General features: G+C 55.5%; 18 protein-coding genes. 9 read left to right on the top strand and 9 right to left on the bottom strand.

Annotated elements, in window-relative coordinates:
• Positions 1–6 precede the first annotated feature (6 nt).
• From DHN12_RS06965 to DHN12_RS06930, 8 genes are all read right to left on the bottom strand, one after another.
• Entirely contained in the window at positions 7–849 is an 843-nt protein-coding gene (locus DHN12_RS06965; protein WP_108859537.1) for a class I fructose-bisphosphate aldolase, read from the bottom strand.
• Positions 840–2,561 carry a glycerol-3-phosphate dehydrogenase/oxidase gene (locus DHN12_RS06960; RefSeq protein ID WP_108859536.1) on the bottom strand — a complete coding sequence of 574 codons (1,722 nt, stop codon included), beginning with the start codon at positions 2,559–2,561 and terminating at the stop codon, positions 840–842. The genes DHN12_RS06965 and DHN12_RS06960 overlap by 10 nt, the downstream gene beginning before the upstream one ends.
• A 31-nt stretch (positions 2,562–2,592) precedes the next feature.
• Positions 2,593–3,588: an aldo/keto reductase gene (locus DHN12_RS06955; protein ID WP_108859535.1), complete on the bottom strand. Its 996-nt coding sequence runs from the start codon at positions 3,586–3,588 to the stop codon at positions 2,593–2,595.
• Between the two features lie 2 nt (positions 3,589–3,590).
• Positions 3,591–4,559, bottom strand: a complete 969-nt coding sequence (locus tag DHN12_RS06950) for a sugar-binding transcriptional regulator (protein WP_108859534.1) — start codon at positions 4,557–4,559, stop codon at positions 3,591–3,593.
• Positions 4,559–5,554, bottom strand: a complete 996-nt coding sequence (locus DHN12_RS06945; protein ID WP_108859533.1) for an ABC transporter permease — start codon at positions 5,552–5,554, stop codon at positions 4,559–4,561. The genes DHN12_RS06950 and DHN12_RS06945 overlap by 1 nt, the downstream gene beginning before the upstream one ends.
• Positions 5,555–5,568: 14 nt before the next feature.
• Positions 5,569–7,083 carry a sugar ABC transporter ATP-binding protein gene (locus tag DHN12_RS06940; protein WP_108859532.1) on the bottom strand — a complete coding sequence of 505 codons (1,515 nt, stop codon included), beginning with the start codon at positions 7,081–7,083 and terminating at the stop codon, positions 5,569–5,571.
• Between the two features lie 98 nt (positions 7,084–7,181).
• Positions 7,182–8,198 (bottom strand): substrate-binding domain-containing protein, encoded by a 1,017-nt coding sequence (locus tag DHN12_RS06935; protein ID WP_108859531.1) that lies wholly within the window; start codon positions 8,196–8,198, stop codon positions 7,182–7,184.
• Positions 8,199–8,597: 399 nt separating this feature from the next.
• Entirely contained in the window at positions 8,598–9,233 is a 636-nt protein-coding gene (locus DHN12_RS06930) for a TetR/AcrR family transcriptional regulator (RefSeq protein ID WP_234416572.1), read from the bottom strand.
• Between the two features lie 127 nt (positions 9,234–9,360).
• Here DHN12_RS06930 and DHN12_RS06925 point away from each other — a divergent pair, with 127 nt between their 5' ends.
• Genes DHN12_RS06925 through DHN12_RS06890 form a run of 8 tightly spaced genes read left to right on the top strand, consistent with a single transcriptional unit; the run spans position 9,361 to position 19,453 of the window.
• The gene (locus DHN12_RS06925; protein WP_108859529.1) at positions 9,361–10,230 is read left to right on the top strand and encodes an ABC transporter permease; all 870 of its coding nucleotides are present in this window, start codon (positions 9,361–9,363) and stop codon (positions 10,228–10,230) included.
• Entirely contained in the window at positions 10,227–11,015 is a 789-nt protein-coding gene (locus DHN12_RS06920) for an ABC transporter permease (protein ID WP_108859528.1), read from the top strand. Before DHN12_RS06925 ends, DHN12_RS06920 begins: the two co-directional genes overlap by 4 nt.
• A complete protein-coding gene (locus DHN12_RS06915; RefSeq protein WP_108859527.1) occupies positions 11,012–12,109 on the top strand; it encodes an ABC transporter ATP-binding protein in 1,098 nt (365 codons plus the stop codon). Before DHN12_RS06920 ends, DHN12_RS06915 begins: the two co-directional genes overlap by 4 nt.
• Before the next feature lie 17 nt (positions 12,110–12,126).
• On the top strand, positions 12,127–13,188 hold the full coding sequence (locus tag DHN12_RS06910) for a PotD/PotF family extracellular solute-binding protein (RefSeq protein WP_108859526.1): 1,062 nt from the start codon (positions 12,127–12,129) through the stop codon (positions 13,186–13,188).
• 60 nt (positions 13,189–13,248) lie between these two features.
• A complete protein-coding gene (locus tag DHN12_RS06905; RefSeq protein ID WP_108859525.1) occupies positions 13,249–15,309 on the top strand; it encodes an FAD-dependent oxidoreductase in 2,061 nt (686 codons plus the stop codon).
• Entirely contained in the window at positions 15,309–16,541 is a 1,233-nt protein-coding gene (locus DHN12_RS06900; protein ID WP_108859524.1) for an SRPBCC family protein, read from the top strand. The genes DHN12_RS06905 and DHN12_RS06900 overlap by 1 nt, the downstream gene beginning before the upstream one ends.
• Entirely contained in the window at positions 16,534–18,096 is a 1,563-nt protein-coding gene (locus DHN12_RS06895) for a trimethylamine methyltransferase family protein (protein WP_108859523.1), read from the top strand. The genes DHN12_RS06900 and DHN12_RS06895 overlap by 8 nt, the downstream gene beginning before the upstream one ends.
• Positions 18,089–19,453 carry an aminotransferase gene (locus DHN12_RS06890; protein ID WP_108859522.1) on the top strand — a complete coding sequence of 455 codons (1,365 nt, stop codon included), beginning with the start codon at positions 18,089–18,091 and terminating at the stop codon, positions 19,451–19,453. Before DHN12_RS06895 ends, DHN12_RS06890 begins: the two co-directional genes overlap by 8 nt.
• 457 nt (positions 19,454–19,910) lie before the next feature.
• Here DHN12_RS06890 and DHN12_RS24745 read toward each other — a convergent pair whose 3' ends face one another.
• The gene (locus tag DHN12_RS24745; protein WP_108859521.1) at positions 19,911–20,099 is read right to left on the bottom strand and encodes a hypothetical protein; all 189 of its coding nucleotides are present in this window, start codon (positions 20,097–20,099) and stop codon (positions 19,911–19,913) included.
• 704 nt (positions 20,100–20,803) lie between these two features.
• Between DHN12_RS24745 and DHN12_RS06880 the strand changes: the two genes are divergently transcribed.
• Entirely contained in the window at positions 20,804–22,831 is a 2,028-nt protein-coding gene (locus DHN12_RS06880) for an NADH:flavin oxidoreductase (RefSeq protein ID WP_108859520.1), read from the top strand.
• The last annotated feature ends 373 nt before the right edge of the window (positions 22,832–23,204 follow it).

Below are 23,204 nucleotides of genomic sequence, written 5' to 3'. Positions count from 1 at the left end.
TCGGTTTTAGCCACAGTTATAAATGTCCCATGCTTCTTCGCCGCCCGCCCCGTTGTGGATCATCGCCATCAAAGTCGCCACAACCGCCTTCGGATTGTCATGCTGATAGATGTTGCGGCCATAGACCATCCCTTGCGCGCCCTGCGCCATCAGGGCCGCTGATTTCATCAACACATTCTTCAGGTCTTCCTTGCCGCCGCCACGCACCAGAACCGGCACACTCGCGGCCTCGATGACCCGATGAAAATCTTCTGGGTTCTCTGTCGGATCAGCCTTGATGATGTCGACCCCCATTTCCGAGGCCAAACGCACCAGCGTCACAATCTTCTCGGCATTGCCGTCCACCTGATAGCCGCCGCGAACATCGTTGGGCAGCATGACCAGAGGCTCAATCATCAGCGGCATTCCGTATTTGTCACAAGCCGCGCGAACCCGGCTGATATTCTCGACACACTGGCGGAAAAGCTCAGGTTCATCAGGCAACATGAACAGGTTGACGACCACGGCCGCTGCATCCATCTCAAGCGCGCCGATGAGTGGCTCGTCGGCGTTTTGCAGCATCGACCACATCACCCGATGCCGCTGATCATTATAGGGGTTGCCCATGTCGATCCGCATTACAAGCGCGGGTTTGTCTTTTTCGGGTCGTGACTGCAACAGATCAGCCTGCCCATAGGCGCATTGGATCGCATCCGGCTTGGCCCCGATGAGCGTGTCCATGACCCCTGCCATATTCTCAAGCCCAACCATGAAGCTGGGCTCGTTGCAAACCCCGTGGTCGATTGCGACGTCCAGGCATCCACCGTTGTTAAACATCCGGTTCATCCGGGCTTTGGTGCTTACACGCATTCTGTACTCCGTTCCTTGTTTCGTGCGGTCAGAGTTGCGGCTGAGACGCCAAAGAACTCGGACAATTCATGGATCAGAGTTTCTTTCTGATCGGTGATTTCTTGCGGGCTAAGCTGGCGTTCTTCGACAAAGATGCGACCCAGCCGGTCCAGCAATTCTTCGGAAACCTGGCCTGTTATAGCCAGCGCGGTGCGGCGCAGAACGATGTCGGACAGTGTCTCGACAAACTCGGTGTGCATCAGCCAGATGATCTCGGCCACGGTGTAAGGGCAGTCGACAATCAGGGGTGTGTCCAAAAACGATTGACAGAACAGCGCAACATCGTCGGCCTGACTGCCATAGTGTCCAATCAGGTGCTGCGCCCGGTCCTGCGTGACGTGAAATTCATCCACCAACCGGTTTAGCAAAGTGATCGGGTCATCGGGAAACTGAACACCGCCGCCGATGGCCAGCCCAAGGGTGGACGCCCGGCGTGTCGTGCCGAGCTCGGCCAGAACCTCATCACCGGTTTGCTCGCCGAAGGCGCGGAAAGTTGTCCATTTTCCACCAATCATGCAGAACTGCGGAATTTTCCCACCCAGACGCCGCGTGTAGTGGCCGCGCGAAATCCGGCCGGTGTAATCCTGATCACTGCGTGGTAACGGGCGGATGCCGCTATAGCTGAACACCACCTGATCGGCCTTGATCTCAACCCCTGGGAAAACCAGCCGAAGCGAACCGAGGATGTAGTCGAATTCCTCGGGTTCGCACCGCACACGCGCAGCCTTGTCGACACGGATATCGGTGGAGCCTGCCAGCACCTTGCCTTGATACGGGAACACAATACAGACCCGCCCGTCGGTGTTTTCGAAATAGACCATATGCCCGCCAAGCGCCTGCACAAGGGTCGGGTTGTCGATGATCAGGTGCGAGCCTTTGGTCCCCGAGACCATTTTTTCGTTCGCGCCGTCGCCAAAGGCTTGCACAGTATCGTCAAGCCACGCACCGGTTGCGTTCACGATCACTTTGGGCTCAACCGGTAGATTTTTGCCGCTGCGCCGATCCGTGACGGAGTAGGTTTCGCCGTCCCGCGTCATTTCCGCATAGTTCAGGGCGACACAGGCCGGAGCCGCAGCCTGCATGTCTCGGATCATCTCAACGCAAAGCCGCTCCGGATGGGTGATCTGCGCATCGAAATACACTGCCGACCGCGTGGCCTTGGTCGTCAATTCGGGCCAGTCCGAGCGGGTCCGGTTTGCACTATTGAAGTGATGCTTTGGCAGGATACGCCGCTTGCGTGTGACCCAATCATAAAGCGTCAAACCAAGTTTGATCGGCACCGCCCCACGGCTCGAGGGCTTGCCCTGCCAACCGACAAAGCTTGCCGCTGCATTTAACACGCCCGAAAAGACCGAAGTAATCGGAATGACCGTGGGCAAGGGCCGCACCATATGCGGAGCGTTCCGCAGCAAAGCATCGCGTTCCCGCAGGGATTCTCGCACCAGATCGAATTCACCGTTTTCAAGGTATCGCAAGCCGCCGTGGATCATCCGCGATGGGGCCGCGCTGCACCCCGAGGCGAAATCGTTCCGCTCGACCAGCAACACCCGAAGCCCCTGCAAAGCAAGTTCACGATAGACCCCTATTCCGTTCACACCCCCGCCGATCACCACCACGTCAAACGCAGCGTCTTCGCGCAACCGTGTCAGGTTTTGTTGTCTTTGATCTGACATGATGGTCCTGTTCGTAACCGGGCGTTGAGGCTTAGCTGTCCAAATTGCTCAAATGAGCCTGGGCTTGCGTGTTGATCTGGGAAATCTCGGCCTCGGTAAGGCGCAATTGCCCCGCCTTCGCGTTCTCCACCGCCTGCGCGGCATCACGTGCCCCACACAGCGAAAAGGTGATACCGGGTTGCTGAACCGTCCATGCGATCACGGTCTGCGCCAAAGTTGCGCCGTGCATCTTTGCAATTGGAGCGATGGCAGCCATCAGGTTCGCTATTTTTTGACGGTTCGCCATAGAAAAGCGTGGATTGTCATTGCGCTGATCGTCACCCGTGAATTCGCGATCCGGCCCGATCTTGCCGCTGAGCAGACCCAGCGCCAGCGAGGAATAGCTGAGCACTGACACGCCATTCTCACGACAAACCGGCAACAACGTGCCTTCGATGTCGCGCTTGACCATCGAGTATTCTTCCTGAATGGCATCCAGTTGGCCGGCAGCAACATAGGCCTTCACCTCATCGACCGAGGTGTTGCTGGCGCCTATGGAACGGATTTTTCCCTGCTGTTTCAAAGTATCCAGCGCTTCCATCGTCTCGGCGATGGGTGTCGTCGGGTCCTGCCAATGGGTGATGTAATGATCGATGTAATCGGTGCCCAGACGGGTCAGGCTTTGCTCGACCTCATGGATGATCGCATCCTTGCCCAGATAACGATGCACCGGTTTTCCGTCATAGTCGAAGAAATGGTTGCCCTTCTGTGTATGCCAGACCAGCCCGCATTTAGTCGCCAGAACAACCTTTTCGCGACGCCCCTTAAGGGCTTTGCCCACGATATCCTCGGCCACGCCTTGCCCGTATGCCGGAGCCGTGTCGATCAGGGTCACTCCCGCATCAACCGAAGCCTGAATCGCCGCGATGGATTTGGCTTCATCCGTACCGCCCCACATCCAGCCACCGATAGCCCATGTGCCCAGCCCGATGACCGAGGCTTGGATCCCCGACGCACCGATTTCGCGTGTCAGCATGTCATGCGACATCCTCATGTTCCTTCCATTTCCTGTATGACTGCGGTCGCTGTGTCTTCGTCTAGGATCAGCGAGTTGAGAAACTTGCCGTTCAGCACCGCCTTGATTGGCAAAACCTTTTCCGCCCCGGTGCTGACACCTATTACCCGCGCACATTGCGCCAGATCGTTTGGAGCCACCGAAACCAATCGAGAATTCAGCGCATAGTTCGACACCGAGCCGTCGGTTTGGATAAGATGGGCCAGAAACTCTCCGATCACGCCCATTCCCACCAGCATCTTACGGTCGGCCTCGGGCACCGGATGCAGATCGTAATGGCTGGAACCTTCAGGTTCGATCGAACCGATCCCCACCAACGCGACATTGGCGCGGCGGGCGATATCCAAAACTTCACGGATGGAGGACACCTGTTCCAGCATATCGCGCTGGTCGCGGCTTTCAGCAAATAGCGGCGCGTGCAGCAACATGGTCTTGCCGCCCAAACGCTCGGCCATCTGCGTCGCAAGATGGTTCACGTCGGTATAATACTTGCCCTGAATGCCACCGGTCAGAGGCACTACTGTCACATCAAATGCGCGTTCAACTTCCAGCGCCGCAACCGTTGCGCTGATGGCTTTTCCTCCGGTGATCGCGATAACGTCACCATCCCGCAGGGTTTCGACCAGATGATTTGCCGCGGCACGCCCGACCTGTTGCAAGGTCGTCTCGGCACTTCCTGCGACCGATGGGGTTACGATGGCCTCAGTCAGGCTCGTCGACCGGGTAAGATCACGCTCTATGCCCATCAGTGTTTCAAACGGGCTTTCCACGTCGATCTTGACCATGCCCATCTTGCGGCCCTGCGTGATCAGGCGATTGACCTTCGAGTTCGATAGATTCAGCGCCCGCGCGACATCGGCCTGTTTCTGCCCTTCCAAATAATGCAGCACCAAGACGGTATGGATCTGGCGGATCAGTTCAAAGTCTTTCTTCTTGTCCAACATCACCCGCGCCTCTTGTTTAGGTAATGGTCGATGGTGACCGCTGCCAGAAGGATCGAGCCGCGAATAATGTCCTGCCAGTAGACCGACACATCCAGCAGCGCCAACGAGCTGGAAACAAGTGACAGAAGGATCACGCCGAGGATCGCACCCAGGATCGACCCCGAACCGCCATTCAAACTGGCCCCACCAATGACCGCAGCGGCGATGATAGTCAGTTCAAGTCCCAACCCGAATGTGGGCTGTGCCGATCCGAACCGCGCCATGTAAATGATGCCGGCCACACCGCAGAGCGTCGAACACAAGGTCGTGGTCAGAAAGATCACCTTTTTGGTGCGAATGCCCGAATAGGCGGCGGCCTTTTCGTTGCTGCCGGTATAGAACACCTTGCGGAACATGGTCGTGCGCCGCAGCATGAAATCAAAGGCGATGACGAATACCAAAAATATCACAATCACAATCGGTATCGGCCCGATGGACCCCTGCCCGATGAACTTGAATTCCGTAGGAAGGGTATACAGGCCCAGCGGTCGCCCTCCGGTGAACAACAAACAGGCACCTCGTGCAATCACCATGATGGCGAGTGAGACGATGAAGTGGTGCAGGCCGACACGGGTGACAAAGAACCCCATAAATGCACCAATGGCCGTACACAGGGCTATTGCCATGGCCGAGGCCACCCACGGATCTATCCCGCTGAGAAAGAGCCATCCCGCGATCACCATCGCAAGCGCGGTGACCGATCCAACCGACAGATCGATCCCTCCGGAAATCAGCAGGATCGTCATCCCAATTACCAGCAGACCATCGACCGCAAAGGCCATGGACATCGCACGCATATTGGCCCAGGTCAGAAAGTAGGGCGACGCGAATGACATAATCACAAACAAACCCAGGATAATGACGATCAGCCCCGTCTCACGCATACGCAACATGCGCTTTAGCAGCGGTGCGCTGTCGGATGATCCCGCCGGGGTCAGATTTACAGTGTTGTCCATTTTCGTGTCTCCGCTCATGCTACCGAGCCCTGTGCGTCCATGACCGAGGCTAGGTGCATGATGTTTACTTCTGTCATCTCATCGCCGGTGACCTGCCCGCTGATGCGCCCTTCGCGCACCACCAGCACGCGGTCACAGACACCAATCAGTTCGGGCAACTCTGAGGAAATCACGACGATCCCCACGCCTTCGGTCGCTAGTTCGCGCAGAATGCGGTGAATCTCGGATTTCGCGCCCACATCGACCCCGCGGGTCGGTTCGTCGAAAAAAATCAGGCGCGGGTTCACTGACAGCATTTTGGCCAGCGCTACCTTTTGCTGATTGCCCCCCGACAGGGACGACACCGGATCGCTCAGCGATCCGCATTTCAGGTTCAGCTTGTGTCCCAACGCCTTGGCTTGTGCCTCTTCCGTACCGGATTGAATCAGGCCAATCCCATTAGCCACATGCTCCAGATTCAGAGCGGAAATATTGGCGGCAATCGGAAGATCGAGGAACACGCCAACCCCCTTGCGGTCCTCGGATAGATACACCATCCCATGCGAGATACTGTCTTGATAATTCCGCAGTTTAAGCTTTTCACCGTTCAGCCAGACCTCACCCGTGACATCCCCCTCAAGCTGGCAGATACCCTTGACGATCTCACTGCGGCCCGCCCCGATCAGACCAGCGACGCCCAGAATTTCACCCTTGTTCAGCGTGAATGAGACATCGCGAAATCGCGTTGCTTCGGTCAGGTTGCGCACGTCAAGGATCACTTCGTCTGACGGCGCTTCTTGCTTTTGGGGATAGAGATTGTCGAGCACCCGTCCGACCATGGCGTTGACCACATCGCTGGGTTGAATTTCGGCAACGTTTTGCGTGACGATATGCTGCCCGTCCCGGAACACCGAAACCCGGTCGCAATTGTCGAATATCTCGACCAACCGGTGCGAAATATAGATGATCGAAATCCCCTGATCCGCCAGTTTGCGCATGATCCCGAACAAGGTTTGGGCTTCGGCTTCCGTGAGTGCGGCTGTCGGCTCATCAAGGATCAAAATGCGGCATTCCAGCGTCAGGGCTTTGGCGATCTCGACCAGTTGCTGGTTCGAGATCGAAAGGTGTTTCACTAGGACCGACGGATCAATATCGCTGAGCTGCCGAAACACATCGACGGCATCGCGTTCCAGTTTTCGATAGTCCATCAGCCAGGACCGGCTGACATTGGTCTTGGCCATAAAGATGTTTTCGGCCACCGACACATCAGGACACAGGGCAATTTCCTGATGGACAAAACCAATACCTAGCTGTTGCGCCATTGTGGGTGACGAGATTTTGACCGGGTCGCCGTCCAACACGATTTCGCCGTTGTCAGGTTGCAATATCCCATCGATCACGTTCATCAAGGTCGACTTGCCTGCGCCGTTTTCCCCTGCAATGGCGTGGATTTCCCCCTTGCGAAGTTCAAAATCAATCCCGCGCAATGCTTTGACCGGGCCAAAGGACTTGCTGAGGTTCGATATCCGAAGGATCACGTCATCTTGCATAGCACCACCGTTTCGGGGACTTGTATTGGTTCGGGTAGAGAACCGCCCGCGAACTCAATTGGAATTGCGCGGGCGGTTTGTCGGAGGGGGTGCTCCGATCAGGCCGGATCGCGTCCGTCCATGTAGACATTCAGATCAAAGCTGTCGGCATTGTCCTTGGTGATGACTGCAAAGCCATTGTCCATGAACGGGATCTGAACCGGGTTGAAGCCGCTGGTCTTCCAGTCGTTGAAAGGATCAAAAACGTCTGCCCGGTTCGCCAGGTGCACCGCCATGAAACCCATGAAGCCTTGCACACCCTGATTGGGGTTCAGAGACATGTGGATATTGCCGGCACGGATATGCTCCAGCGTGGTCGGCGTCACATCCGCATGCATGATCAGAATATTAGATTCCGCTTCAAGTTTGGCGGCAACCGCGCCTTCCGCCGAGCCGGCTTCGGGGATCCAGATCGCGGCAACATTCGGGTTGGCCTGAATGATCGATGCAGTCGCGCGATAGGCTGCGTTGCTGTCCTGGTTTGTGGCCTGACGCCCAACCAGTTTCATGTTCGGATAGTTATCCTCCATATACGCGATCAAGGAAGTCACGCGCAGGTCATGGTTCGACTGACCCGGGTTTTCCAGAACCGCATACTCGGCGCTGTCACCCACCTGTTTCACAATCTCTTCCGCGGCAAACTTGGCCTCGGCATGGTTGTCTGACGTAATGTATCCGGTACGTTTAGAATTTGGGCTGTCTGCAGCAAAGGTCACGATTTCAGTGCCGTTATCGATGGCTCGGTTGATTGGCTCGATGAAAGGGTCGGACTGCATCGGGTGCAGCAGAACTCCAGCAGGCGATTTCACCAGATCCTGCTCGAAAGAGGCGATCTGCTTGGTGATGTCATAGTCTGGCGTGCCCGAGAACACGGTCTCGCATCCAAAGGCTTCGGCTGCCTGTTTGAAGCCCTGATAGACTGGTACCCAATAGGGATGACCCGAGACCATGACGTTCATAACATAAGTCTCACCCGGCTCGCACACTATGCCCTCGGCCTGCGCTGAGGTGGCTGTGATGCCAGCCACCGCCAAAGCAGCGGACGCGATAATGTTGTTTGCTTTCGAAAAGTTCATGAATTTCCTCCCATCGGAATGCACTTGCTATCGCGATGCGTTGCTCCTCCAGCACCACTATGCAAGAAATTTCGCCATTTGGTTTTTTTTGCACAATTGGTTTCTAGAGGTGTGACGAAAGGGTCGTCAACATTCTCATGGAAAATTATCAGTTCGCGAAATAAATTTCACTTCGTGGTGCATTTTGGGATTGGCGCACTTGACCTAGGTACACCCAAACCCAATTTCTTGCCATTCGCCTCAGGTGCAAATGCAATCTTTCTCCAGCGCACTGCGGACGTCGAGTTTCTTCAAATGCGGGGTGGATGCCGTTTAGTGGCAAGGGGTCTCACCAGTACCAGTTGTCGGCTTTCCAAGTAGGGGCTTTGTCTCTACATCAATTTCGAGCGTCGCTAAGCCTCATAGAATGAATTTGCCGGGAAAAAGTCCGGCTAAGAATCTTCGAATAAGTTCAGCAGAGCGTCGTCGCGAAAAAACTTGCATATCGGTAAGGTAATTTACCCACATACCTTCCAGTAAGGCCAACGTTCCGCTGGTGGCATCATTCACCAAGTTCGGATCATGTCCGTTTTGTTGGGCTATCTCCGTGAACGCACGACGCAAAGTTTCGACAAGTTTGGGATCCTGAGTGCTGCTGTATCGGGCAATACCTCGGTGTGAGCTCGCGATGCCTCGGAATGCATGCCAGATTTTTGTACTTCGTGGATTCAATAAAGCTTCAGACAGATCAGCCTCAATCACAGCCATCACTCGGTCTTCGGGCGATGCATCCGAGCCCAGATCGGTCATTCTGTCCATCTCGGCATAATACTCAGTACTGAAATGCTGGGCCGCTGCGGTCAGCAAATTGTCCTTCCCCCCAAAATGCAAATGGATCATTCCGCGCGACAGACCTGAGCGCTCGCAGATGCGACTGACCGAGGTGTCGGTAACTCCGATATCAGCAATCGTGTCCAAAGTCGCCTTGATCAAAAGCTGCCTATTGGCCTCTGGATCGCGCTTCGAGCTACGCTTTCTCCCTTTTGGATCTTTCACTCTATTCAATGATTCCATCAGCTTAGGGTCTTCTCATATGGGTGGCTCACAGGAAGATTGACACGAAAGGCCTTTCTGGCGCAACATTAAATGGACGATCGTCCATTAGAGACTCGTAAATACCGAGATGGGAGATAGGGTGATTTTTCGTAGCGAAGCGTCCCGGGGTTATACCCTAAGCGCACCAGCCACGGCATACGTGGGGTTTCTGGTGGCGGCGCCTTTGGTGATCCTGATCGCCTATTCGTTCTGGACCCAAACCTACGTTACGCTCGACAAGACACCGACGCTGAAAAACTATAGCGACGCGTTTGCCGATCCGCTGGTTCGACACTTAATGCTAAGGTCGATCTGGATTGCCGGAGCAGTTACGGTAGTCACTGTCGCACTGGCCTATCCCATCGCGTACTTCATCGCGATGAAGGCCCGGAAAAAGACTATCTGGCTTCTGCTCATCACCATTCCGTTCTGGTCCAGCTATCTGCTGCGCGTATTTGCCTGGAAACTCATCCTTGGGTTCAACGGGGTGATGAATTCTGCACTGATGATGCTTGGTCTGATAGACGAACCGCTCGACTTCCTGCTGTACAACGAATTCGCTGTCGTGCTGACGCTTGCTCATGCGTGGGCACCTTTTGCGATCCTGCCGATCTATGTCTCGTTGCAGAAGATCGATCCAAGCCTTTTGGAGGCTGCCACAGACCTCGGCAACAGTCCTTTGCAACGCTTCATGCGGGTGACGCTGCCGTTGACCATCCCAGGGATCATTGCGGCTTGCCTGATCATCTTCATTCCGACTGTCGGTGACTACGTGACCCCAGCGCTGGTCGGCGGATCGGACGGGAAGATGATTGCCAATCTTATTCAGGTGCAGTTCGGGGCCGCCAACAACTGGCCGCTCGGCGCCACACTTTCGCTGATCGCGATGCTGTCAGTCGGTTTCGTCGCCATCGTGTTTGTCATTACCGCCACCCAGATTGGGAGGAGGATCAGATGAAGCGTCCCTCGACCCTGACAGCCTATGCTTTCCTGTATTTGGTTTTTCTGTACCTGCCGGTTCTTTTCCTACCTTTGTTCTCGTTCAACAGCGGAACAATCGTTGCCTTTCCGATCAAGGGCTGGACGCTGGACTGGTATCGGAAGCTGGGCGAACAGGATACGTTGATCCAGGCCCTTTGGAATTCGCTTGGTGTTGGCACGGTCGTCGCACTTCTATCCACCGCCATGGGGCTGTTCGCTGCGCGCGCCTTTGTTCGATACCGTTTTCGGGGTCAGCGTGCCGCTGAAGGTCTGGTAATGCTGCCTTTGGTTATTCCTGGCATTATCGTGGCCTCGTCAATGCTGGTCCTGTTTCTGTTTCTCAGTCTCAAGCCGTCTTTGCTGACCGTTGTTCTGGGCCATACGTTCCTAGCGTTGCCATTTTCCGTTTCGATCTTGAAGTCCGCGTTTGATGACTTTGACGGGTCGCTGGAAGAGGCATCTTACGATCTGGGCGTCGGCGTGTTCGAAACCTTCCGCCGCGTGACGCTGCCGGTCGTTTCCCCCGGTATTGTAGCCAGCATGCTGGTCACTTTTACGGTCAGCTTCGATGAGTTCGTCCTCGCCTTTTTCCTGTCAGGCAACCAGCCAACCCTGCCGGTCTATATCTGGAGCCAGATCCGTTTCCCCGCCAAGCTTCCAAACGTTTTGGCTTTGGGCTCTATCCTGCTGCTCACCTCGGTTTTGCTTCTGGTGCTGGCCGAGTATTTCCGCCGCCGCTCATCCGCATCAGAGGTCCAATGACAGTCAATAACATCATAGAACTCAGGGGCGTCGAGAAACGCTATGGCACATTCCTGGCGGCCAGCGGGATCAATCTCGATCTCAAAGAGGGCGAGTTTTTCTCACTCCTCGGCCCATCGGGATGCGGCAAGACCACGGTATTGCGGATGATTGCGGGCTTCCAGGAACCGACCAAGGGCACCGTGCTGATCGACGGTCAAGATATGGAAGGTGTGCCTGCCAACAACCGTCCAACGAACATGGTCTTTCAGAGCTACGCGATCTTCCCGCACCTGAACGTCGGGAACAACGTGGCCTATGGCTTGCGGGGCAAGGCGCCCAAGGCCGAAATCGAACAGCGCGTAGCCGAGGCCCTGGAAATGGTCGAGCTGGGCGGTCTTCAGGATCGCGGCGCAAGTGAGTTGTCGGGTGGGCAGCGGCAAAGGGTGGCGCTCGCCCGCGCGTTGATCATGCGACCCAAAGTATTGTTGCTGGATGAGCCCTTGTCGGCGCTCGACAAGAAGCTGCGCGAACAGATGCAGTTTGAAATGCGCAATCTCCAGCAATCGCTTGGCATCACCTTTGTGATGGTCACCCATGACCAATATGAGGCGATGACCATGTCCGATCGTATTGGCGTGATGTTCAATGGACGGCTCAAGCAGGTGGATACACCAACCACGCTTTACGCCCGTCCTTGTGATCAGCAAGTGGCCAGTTTCATCGGAGAGATGAACATACTGCCTTCCAAGTTATTGGGCGAAACCGGCAATATGTTGTCTATCGATGCAGCCGCCTTCGGGCGGATTGAGATTGAGAGAAATCCCAACGTTGCGACCAGTTCTAAAGACATGAACATCGGTATTCGCCCGGAACAATTGGAAATCGCTGCTGAAAAGCCCGAAGACTACCCATCAACGGTTCAAGGCACTGTCAGCAATGTCGCCTTCTATGGCGAGAACATTCACTACCACATTCAGGTGGCGGGAGCTGAAAAACCAATCTCGGTCTCAGTTCCAAACTATTTTCACACGGTCGATTTCAAACGCGGCGACGCAGTTTGGCTGGGGCTTCAGGGGGCAAGCGTGATCGATCTAGGTACAGACATAGAATAAAATAGTGGGAGGATAAAATGAGACTACAGGGAATTGCGGCCTTCGCATGTGCGACGGCGATAAGTACGGGAAGTGCCATCGCAGGTGGCGCCGATCTGACGGTTTTTGACTGGTCGGGATATGAAGATCCCGGATTCTTTGCCAGCTACATGGAAAAATACGGGAATGAGGCACCAAGCTATTCCTATTTCGGAAGTCAGGAAGAAGCCTTTACGAAACTGAGTTCGGGTTTCACGGCTGATCTGGCGCATCCTTGTTCTGACGCGGTCCGGAAATGGGTCGCAGCCGACCTGATCCAGCCGCTGGATGAAAGCAAACTGACCAACTGGGCCGATGTTCTGCCCGAGATCAAGGAAGTCGACGCCATCGTCCTAGACGGCAAGCTTTACATGTTGCCGTTCGAGTGGGGGAACACGGGCCTTATCTATCGCACCGACAAAATCTCAGGCGACGATATCTCGCTGCAAATGCTGGCGGACCCGGCTTATGCAGGCAAGATCGCCGTCCCGGATGCCGCGTCATCTGCGTACGCCCTGGCTGCGCTGGCCACTGGAAACGCCGACGATTACACCAATCTGAGCGACGAGCAGTTCAAGGAAGCATCTGATTTCCTGCGCTCGATCCACCCGAACATGCGCTTTTACTGGTCCGATGCGGGTCAATTTGATCAGGCCATGACCAGCGGTGAGATCGAATTGGGTTGGGCCTGGAACCAGTCAGAACTGAACCTGATCTGGAACGAAGTGCCTGCCGCGATGATGCGTGATGTCGAAAAGGGCATCGCGACTTGGGCGTGCGGTTACGTGCATCTGAAGTCTTCCACGACTCCGGTCGATCAGGTCTATGATCTGTTGAACGCGCTCACTGACCCTGCCAGCGGGCAGTACATCATCGACAACTGGGGCTACCCACATTCCAACGCAAAAGCGTTCGAAGTTGCCGATCAGGCCAACATCGAAGCCTATGGTTTTGCTGACCCTAAAAGCTTCTTCGAAGGCAGTTTGTTCTTTGATGCGGTGAATCCCGAGCTTGAGGCGAAAATGCTGGCAGAATTTGAACGGATCAAAGCCGGCTTCTAACACAACCACTTTTCCGGGGCCTTACGGCTCCGGATCCCAGAAATAGGAAAACGCGTGAACATGTCGAACGCGAACCCATATGCTCTGCTTTTTGAACCGGTTCAGATTGGACCAGTCACAGCCAGAAATCGCTTTTATCAGGTGCCACATTGCACCGGGCTGGGGCATGTCCGACCGCGGGCGGATGCCGCCGTTCGTGGGATGAAGGCCGAAGGCGGGTGGGCGGTGGTTTCCAATCAGGAGACCGAGATTCACCCAACCTCAGACCTGTCTCCTTACGCCGAGGGGCGGCTATGGGACGGGCGCGATGTTCCCGCATTGCGGCTGATGACGGATGCGGTACATGCGCATGGTGCGCTGGCAGCTATCCAGCTGGTGCACAATGGCAACCATGCGCAGAACCTGCTGACCCGGGCTCCGGTTCTTGCACCTTCTGAGATGTCCGTCGATACGACGCATCCCAAGCAGGCGCAGGCCATGGATAAAGCTGATATTCGCGAGTTCCGCCGCTGGCACCGCGAGGCCGCCCTGCGCGCGAAAGATGCCGGATTTGACATCATTTACGTCTATGCCGGACACAACATGACTTTGGCGCAACATTTCATGCTGCCGCATATGAACCAGCGTAGTGATGAATATGGCGGGTCGCTTGAAAATCGCGTGCGCCTGACACGCGAACTGCTGGAAGATACCCACGAAGCTGTAGGTGACAGCTGCGCTGTGGCGCTCCGTTTTGCCATTGATGAGATGGTGGGCGCTGACGGCATGCAGGCTTCAGAAGAAGGCCGTGCCGTGGTCGAGCTTTTGGCCGATCTTCCTGACCTATGGGATGTGAACGTTGCCGACTGGTCCAACGACAGTGCCACAACCCGCTTTCAACCGGAGGATGGCTATCAGAACGCATTTCTGTCGCACGTCAAACAGATCACACGGAAACCTGTGGTTGGTGTCGGTCGCCTGACGTCCCCCGATATGATGCTGTCGATGGTCAAGAAGGGAATTGTCGACCTTATCGGAGCGGCGCGACCTTCCATCGCGGACCCATTCATTCCCAAAAAGATTGAAGACGGCCGCATTGACGAAATCCGCGAATGCATCGGCTGTAATATCTGCGTCTCATCTGACAATCTGGGCATCCCGATCCGCTGCACCCAAAACCCGACCATGGGCGAGGAATGGCGCCGCGGTTGGCACCCCGAGATCATCGCGCCGAAAAAGAGCAACGCGGATACTTTGGTTATTGGCGGTGGCCCTGCCGGTCTTGAATGCGCCACGCAATTGGCAAGGCGAGGATACCAGGTGACCTTGGCCGAAGCCTCAGCTGAATTTGGTGGACGTGTTGCCAAGGAAAGCAAGCTACCCGGCCTCGCGGCCTGGTCGCGCGTTGTCGACTATCGGCTGAGTGATCTGAAACAGCGCAACAACGTCCAATTGTTCACTGACAGCAGACTTGATGGCGATCAGGTAGCAGAGCTTGGCGTCGAACACGTCTTTGTCGCGACCGGCAGCCATTGGCGCACCGACGGCATCGGCCGTAGCACACAGCGCCAAGTGCCTCAGATCGAGCAAATCGCAAATGTGCTGACGCCTGATGACATCATGAATGGCATTCTGCCCCCGGATGGACCGGTGATGATCTATGATGATGACCATATCTATCTGGCAGGGGTAATCGCTGAAAAACTGGCGACCGCCGGATACCAGGTGGTCTTCGTCACGCCAGAGAGTTTAGTTTCAACTTACGCCGTCAATACTTTGGAGCAGCCTCGTATTCAGGCCCGCCTGATCGAGCTTGGTATCGACATTCGCTGCAATCAGGTGCTGACGGCGGTTGAAGGTGACATCGCGCGCATCGGGTGTGCCTTTACCGGTCGCGAAATGGATATTCCGTGTGCCTCGACAATTCTGGTTACCGAACGCCATCGAGAAACAGCGCTTTATGACAGCTTGCACGGGATCGGTTTGAAAACCCTCGAACTTATTGGCGATGCCGCGTCTCCGGGGTTGATCGTGGACGCAGTCTTCACAGGTCACCGCGCGGCACGCGATTTTGAACGCCCAAAGGCAGAAGCGGACAAGGATTGGTTTCGCCGCGAGATAATCGATTTGGAGGAGACGTGATGAACAGCCGACCGTTTGAGTTAGATGCTTTGATGGCCTCGCACCAGTACGGCCACGCGCTGCCGCGTGAATTCTATACCTCGCAAGACATCTATAACTATGACATTGCCCAGGTTTGGAACCGTAACTGGCTTTGGGCAGGGCATGTCAGTCAAATCCCAAACCCCGGAGACTATTTTCTGTTCGATTATGGCCCGGAGAGCATCATTATTGTTCGCGACCGTGAAGGCGAAGTTCGCGCTCATTTGAACGTCTGTCGCCATAGGGGTTCTCGCGTTTGCACTGAACAGTCCGGCAACGCCCGTGTTCTTGTTTGCCCGTATCACGCTTGGACATATGAGCTTTCGGGAAAACTTCGTGCGGGCCACAACATGGGGGAACACTTTGACCCATCCAAATTCGGGCTATTCCCCGTTCAGGTGAGTGTCTTCAAAGGTCTGATTTTTGTCTGTGCCGATGCAAACACGCCATCGCTCGATCCTGTCCTCAGCCAACTTTCGCCACTCGTCGAACCCTATGGTTTAAACGATTTGAAAATTGCGCATACGGCGTCATTTCCGGTTCCAGCGAATTGGAAACTGGCGGTTGAGAACTATCTTGAATGCTACCACTGCGGACCAGCACACAAAGAATACTCTCGCTCTCATAGCCTGAAATCGCCACAAGACATGGCTGGCTTGGTCGAGCCGCTAAATGCAAGGGCTGTAGAAGTCGGGCTGACGCCTGATGAATTGGCGCTTGTTGGCGAGGCTGCGCCCACCCCATTCACCAGCGGGTACTATCGGCGCTACCCGCTTTACCAAGGTTACAAAACCGGCAGCAAATCGGGCGAGGCGCTTGCGCCATTGCTTGGAACGCTGAAAGGCTTCGACGGTGGCGCAACTGACTTTGATATTGGTCCATTGAATTGGTTCCTGATTTATTCGGATCACATGGTGGGTTACCGCTTTGTTCCACGTGGTCTGCAGGAAACCGACATTCAGGTGGTCTGGCTGGTTCGCGCTGACGCCGAAGAAGGCCAGGATTACGACAAGGAAGACCTGACCTGGCTTTGGCATGTCACATCTTTGGATGACGAACGCATCATTCGCCACAACCAGTCCGGTGTGAATTCTCAATACTTCCAACCGGGGCCCTTGGGCGAAATGGAAACCTCGATCCAGGATTTTTACGATTTCTATTTCGCCCTGATCAGTCAGGAACCAGAACAAAGGATGGCCGGTAATGGCTGAGGTAAAATCACGCCGTCGCGGTGGTGGTGGGCGCGCCGCGCGCATAAAGGTGCAACAGGCGACCACGGGCAACGAGGCCGTGCGTGGAGGCTTAAGCGGCGGACGCTATAAGCCGTTGACCCAAACAGATATGGAGAACATCCACCAAGCGGCCCTGACCGTTCTGGAAAACACAGGCGTTACCAACCATTTTCCGGAATTGCTTGATCTGGTGCTGCCCAAGGGCGCGGTGATGAATAACCTCAATCGGCTGTGCTTCCCACGCGCCCTGATGGACGACATCCTTGCTGGTGCTGCCAAGGAATTTTACGTCTATGCCCGCGGAGAGCGTGAAGGCAAAGACGACATGCATTGCTCGGCAGAAAGCGTTTACTTCGCCAACTCTGGCACTGCCGTCACCACCTTCGATTCCGAGACCAAAACTTATCGCCCTTCGGTCCTGCGCGACGTCTATGACTTCACCCGTCTGGTGGACTGTTTGGACAACATCCATATGCTGGGCGACACGGTTTTGGCCACCGATGTGACCGATGATTTCGCTCACGACATGAACACCATATATGCAATGCTCGCAGGTAGCCAAAAACCTGCCTGTCTGACCTTTCGCGACCGCAGCCATATCCCGCATGCCATCCGCATGTTTGACTTAGCGCAGGGTGGTGAAGGCGCTTTCATGAAAAAGCCAAGCGTCATTTTTGGCGGCTGCCCAATGGTTTCCCCCTTGCGGATCGGCAAGGAAAATATGGAAATCCTGATTGATACTGCCAAGTTGGGCCTGACGGTCGATCTGGCTGTGCCTCCTCAGGCCGGGGCCACAGCCCCTGCGACGCTTGCGGGAACGCTGGTACAAACCGTGGCCGAAACGCTGGCCTGCGTTGCCATTGTAAACCTCATCAACCCGGGCTGTCCGGTCTGCTTTGCCGCCTGGCCCTTCATCACTGACCTACGCAGCGGGTCGTTCACCGGCGGCAGCGGCGAACAGGCTCTCATCGGGGCAGCAGCCATTCAGATGGGCAATTTCTATGGCCTGCCCACATCAGTTGGTGCAGGCATGACCGATGCCAAAATACCCGACGCGCAATACGGGTTAGAAAAGGCGCTGACCTTCACGCTTGCCGCCCATGCCGGTGCCAATCGTCTGTGCGAGTTTGGCGGTATGATCGGCAGCCTGATGGGATGCAGTTTTGAAAGCATGGTTATCGATGACGAAGCGGGTGGTATGATCCTGCGATCGTTGCGCGGGATTGAGGTCACAGATGAAACCATGGCGGTGGACGTGATCCACCAGTGTGCCATTGATCCTGGTCACTTCCTCGGCAACCCACACACGCTGAACTATATGAACACCGAATTTGTCTACCCGCGGCTCATGGATCGTGAGCGTACAGATACATGGGAAAACGAAGGCAAAACTGATCTGTTGGACCGCGCCCGTGACAAGGCCAATTCCATTCTCGACAGCCATTTCCCCAACTACTTCGGCGCTTCAGACGCTCAGGTGCGCGAAGAGTTTCCAATTGTGATGAGCGCAGAAAGCATGGCCCGCCGTGGATAACTCTAACGCCAAGCACTGGGATAACGACCACTTCCTGCACCCGTGGGAAGGGATGGCAACTTTGGGCGAAAACGACCGGACATTTATTGAAGGTGCCAGCGGCATCCATGTCATGAACGAAAAAGGCGAACGCCTGATCGACGGACCGGGAGGCATGTGGTGCACCCAGATCGGTTACGGGCGAGAGGAAATGGCCGAGGCCATGGCTGAGCAGGCTCGAAACCTTGCTTATTTCTCGCCCTTTAACAACTCCAACTCGACTGCTGCGCGGTTCGCACGCGAAATCGCCAAACGTGCGCCGGGCGACTTGAACAATGTCTTTTTTACCACCGGCGGTTCCACTGCGGTTGATACGGCCATCCGGTTTGTTCATTTCCGCAACAACCTCTTGGGACGCCCCAAGAAAAAGAAAATCATTTCAAGGCAAAAAGCTTATCATGGAAGCACTTATCTGGCGGCCAGCATCAGTGGAAAAGAGCGTGACAGGCTTTGGCTCGACAAGGCGGATGACCTCGCACATTTCCTGCCAGACGTGAATCCGCTTTATCGTGCGTCAGGTCAAAGCGAAGAGAGATTTCTGAAAGAGAAAGTTTCGGACCTGGAAAACGCCATTGCGACGCTGGGCCCAGAAAATGTTGCCGCGTTTATCGCCGAACCGGTTCTGGCTTCTGGCGGCGTGATCGTGCCGCCAAAAGGATATCACGAAAGCTGCCTAAACATCTGCAGGAAGTATGATGTTCTATACATTTCCGACGAAGTAGTGACGGCTTTCGGGCGATTGGGCTATTGGTTTTCGTCTGAGGAAGTTTTTGGCATTCAGCCAGACATAATCACCTGTGCCAAAGGAATGACATCTGGGTATGCACCGATGGGCGCCGCGATTATCTCGGATAGATTGATCGCCGATGTTGCAGGGAAAGATGCTACCTTCTCAAATGGCTACACCTATTCTGGCCACCCGGTCAGCGCGGCCGCTGGTCTGAAAAGTATGGAAATTATTGAACGGGAACAGCTTCTCGAACACGTTCGAAAGGTCGCTCCGATTTTTCAGGATCAGCTACAGAAGCTGCGTCAGATTGATATCGTTGCGGATGTGCGCGGCATGGGGTTGATGGGATGCGTTCAATGCTCAGTCGATGGTGATCACCAGAGCGACCTGGAATGCGACTACGAAATTGGCGGTCAGATCGATATCGAATGCCAGAAACGTGGACTACTTGTTCGACCTGTGATCAACATGTGTGTTCTTTCACCGCCCCTAATCATTAGTGAAAGTGAAATTGAGCATATGTTTTCTGTCTTGCGCAAAGGGCTTGAAGCGACAAGTGCGTGGCTCGGCGGGATCAGAGGCCAATGAATTGCATGCGCTTTTGTTGAAAATGCCCGGAGATCGGGACGCCACCGCAGCATCTGCATTCAGCGATCAATGCTTATATTGGGCCGAAAGTGACTTTCGCAAAACCGCTGTCGTTGTTGCTGCGAGGGTTTTATTCCCATATCTCGTCAGTAAAGGCTTTCGCCGGCTTCGGAACCGGCTGCAGACGCTCAATCAGCGGCTTGAAATAGTGATGGTCTTGCAAAAGTGAATGTAGCTGCTCCCAGAGGTCTTCAGTCTCCTCTATAAGCAAACTTTGCGGGAGGGGGATTTCTCATCTGGCCCGGTATCGCTCATGCAGTTCTAGAAGTGTCCGCTCACTTTAGCATCTCCCCAGGTGACCCTCGGAAGACTTTTCCGATGTCAGGTCCGCGTTTCGAAAACGGTCCACTTCTTCGCGTTTGTCCAGCTGGTGCCCCCGACGTCAAGCGAGCTAAGCTCACTTCTTTTTATCCACACTGGACCCATACGGCCCTTCGCAAACCAGCGGGAGGGCACCGATTTCTGGTAACGTGAGCGTGACCGCGGTGACGGGTTCGTCACCTTCGACGGCTGTTGTCAATCGAACCGAGGTAACGTTCCGGCTGTATTCGGGATCAGCGACGTCGAATATTGTGCGCAAATCCACATCGGCCCTCTGCGCTACGATGATTGGTATCGCCCCATCGGCCTCTGTTAGGCTCTAGTGTTTGCCGTTTGCATGAATGGTCGCATTAACGACAGCGAGACCAGGAATAGTTCCCAATCCGACACCAACAACTGCGCCTGATCAATCAGAGGCTTCGCAATACAACCCGACAATTGCGTATGCCGCGGATGCCGAGAGGAGCCATTGCAGTTGTTCGGATCATGTACATTCCCCTTTTGTTCGCATTCCAGTCAAAATACTTCCTAGGATCACAGTTCTCAACAAGCGTGTTTCAACGCGGGTCAAAGAAACGGAAACACCAACCCCCGCAGGCCACTATGCCCAAGAACCTTTTCATCACATGACTGGAACTTGACTGGTTCCGGTAAGAATCTGCGTATTGGAGCGGAGGCTCAACTTCCGCACAGCAACCGAAGCACAAATGCCCCAGGCTGCGACGTGACAGGCCCAGACCTGCCGTTCGTGGATCGTGAGGCGAGCGTCCGCTACCCACCTTGTCCGAAGAAGTTACAGCAATTGCATTTCTTGGTCTGGTCGTCATTTTGTGGATCAGTGTCGGAAACAGTGAACTCTCTCCCCGTACTTCCCAAGTAGCATAACTTTACCAGCGAACGTCAGTCACACAGAAGCTGGCAAACGAGCCCGACCCCGGGGCTATGTGTCGTTACCGAAGGGAGTTGATCATGGCGAAACTACTTGATCCGTTTCAGCTCAAGCACCTGACGCTGCGCAACCGCATCGTCAGTACATCTCATGCACCCAACTATGTCGAAGACGGTCACCCTCGAGACCGATACAGGCTGTATCACGAAGAGAAGGCCAAGGGGGGTGTAGCCCTGACCATGATCGGCGGGTCAACCAATATTGCCCCTGACAGCCCTTCGGTTTTTGGCCAGCTCTATGCTGGCAATGACAGTATCATTCCGTGGTTCCGGAAGCTCACCGATGGCGTTCACATGCACGGGGCAGCGGTCATGTGCCAGATCACCCATATGGGGCGTCGAACCGCTTGGGATGACGGTCATTGGCTGCCGGTTTTGGCGCCATCCGGCGTGCGCGAACGCGCGCACCGTGCCTTTCCCAAAGCAATGGAACAAGAGGACATTGAACGAGTGATCGGCGATTTTGCCGCTGCGGCGCGACGTTGTCAGCAGGGCGGGTTCGACGGTATCGAGCTTCTGTCCCATTCGCATTTGCTGGGCCAGTTTCTTTCTCCGCTTACCAACCAACGCGACGATGCCTTTGGTGGAACGTTGAAAAACCGCATGCGCCTGACCCTGCAGGTTTTGGATGCGGTGCGCGCAGAGGTCGGTCCAAAGTTTATACTGTCCATGCGTATTACCGGCGATGAGTTGATTGAGGGCGGGCTTAGCGCCGGGGATTGCGTTGCCGCCGCCCGGATGCTGGAAGAAAGTGGCCATGTCGACCTGCTCAACATCCTGGTCGGGGCGCCCTACGATGACCTTGGTCTTGCTGAATGGGTGCGCCCAATGGGTCTGCCAGCCACCCCGCATATTACTGTGGCCGGGTGCATTCGCGAAGCCGTCAACTTGCCGATCCTGCATGCAGGCGGCATCGCGGACATTGCAACGGCGAGACACGCGGTTACCGGCGGTCATGTCGATCTTGTGGGCATGACGCGCGCCCAAATGGCTGATCCTTATTTGGTCGCAAAACTGGCACGCGGGGAAGAGAAACGTATCCGCATCTGTGTTGGCCTGGGGTATTGCGTAGACCGGGTCAATCAGGGCAAGCCCGCCGTGTGCGGACACAATGCCGCCACCGGGAGGGAGCAAACTTTACCCCATGTTATTCCTGCCAGCCGCACACGAAGGAAGGTGGTTGTCGTCGGTGGCGGGCCTGGCGGGCTAGAGGCGGCGCGGGTCAGTGCCTTGCGCGGTCACGATGTGGTTTTGTTCGAGGCATCAGATCGACTGGGCGGGCAGCTTGTTTTGGCAGCCAAGGGGGGGACACGTAGGCAGGTATGGGGTGTTGCCGATTGGTTGATTTCCGAGGTGACCGCCCTCGATGTTGATCTCCGCATGAATACCTATGTCGAGGCCAGTGACGTGCTAAGAGAACTCCCGGAGTTGGTCATAGTTGCTACCGGCGGATGGCCCGAGCCATTATCCATTCCGGGCGGCGATCTGGCGCTCTCCAGCTGGGAGGTTCTGTCCGGAGAAGCACGTGTCTCGGGCGAAGTTCTGTTGTTCGACGAGGTCGGAGACCATCCCGCGGCAGTCACGGCCGACACGTTGGCAGGCTCCGGCCACAGCGTCGAACTTGTGACCCCCGACCGTGCGCTTCTGCATGACCTTGGCCCAACGACCTCTGCCGTTGCTTTGCGCGATCTGGCAGCAAACGGGGTGACCTTTACCTGCCTCCACGAACTCCGTGCTCTAAGCCAAGAGGGAAACCGGGTGTGCGCCAGCCTGCGCCATACCTTGACCGGTGATATCACCAAACGTCTTGTCGACCACGTTGTCGTCGAGCATGGGCTGACCCCGATGGACGCGCTCTATCACGATCAAAAGCCAGGTTCGCGAAACCTTGGGCAGGTCGATCACAAGGCGCTGATCAATGGTTCATTCCCGTTCAGGGGCGAAGAACCGGATGGCCAGTTCTATCTGGCCCGAATTGGTGACGCGATCGCAGGCCGCAATATGCACGCCGCGATCCTGGACGCTTTGCGTATTTGCTGTTTAGCCTGAGCTACACTCCGAGCATCTTTCATCAGTTGCGGCACAAAGCGGATGAGGTGGATGGTTCCTGCACCACCTGTATCGAACGTGCGAAAGTACAGTTGTCACTAACTGCCAGGAAAGAAGCCACCCAATGACGGTAAAGACTGTGGGCCTGGATTTGGCCAAGGACGTTTTCAAGTGCACTGTGTTTCGGCCATGGGGCGTCGGATCATCAACAGGAAGATCAAACGCGCGAAGCTGATCTCCTTTTTCGAGACATTGCCGCGCTGTGTGGTTGGGACAGAGGCTTGCGGTTCATCCCATCACTGGGGGGCTAGCTGAGCAAGTTTGGCCATGACGTTCGGCTCATGCCAGCAGCCTATGTCAAACCCTATTTGAA

The organism is Ruegeria sp. Alg231-54 (assembly GCF_900143525.1).
Taxonomy (GTDB): Bacteria; Pseudomonadota; Alphaproteobacteria; order Rhodobacterales; family Rhodobacteraceae; genus Ruegeria.
The sequence above is the reverse complement of the archived record's forward strand: the minus strand, read 5'-3'. Positions and strand labels throughout refer to the sequence as shown.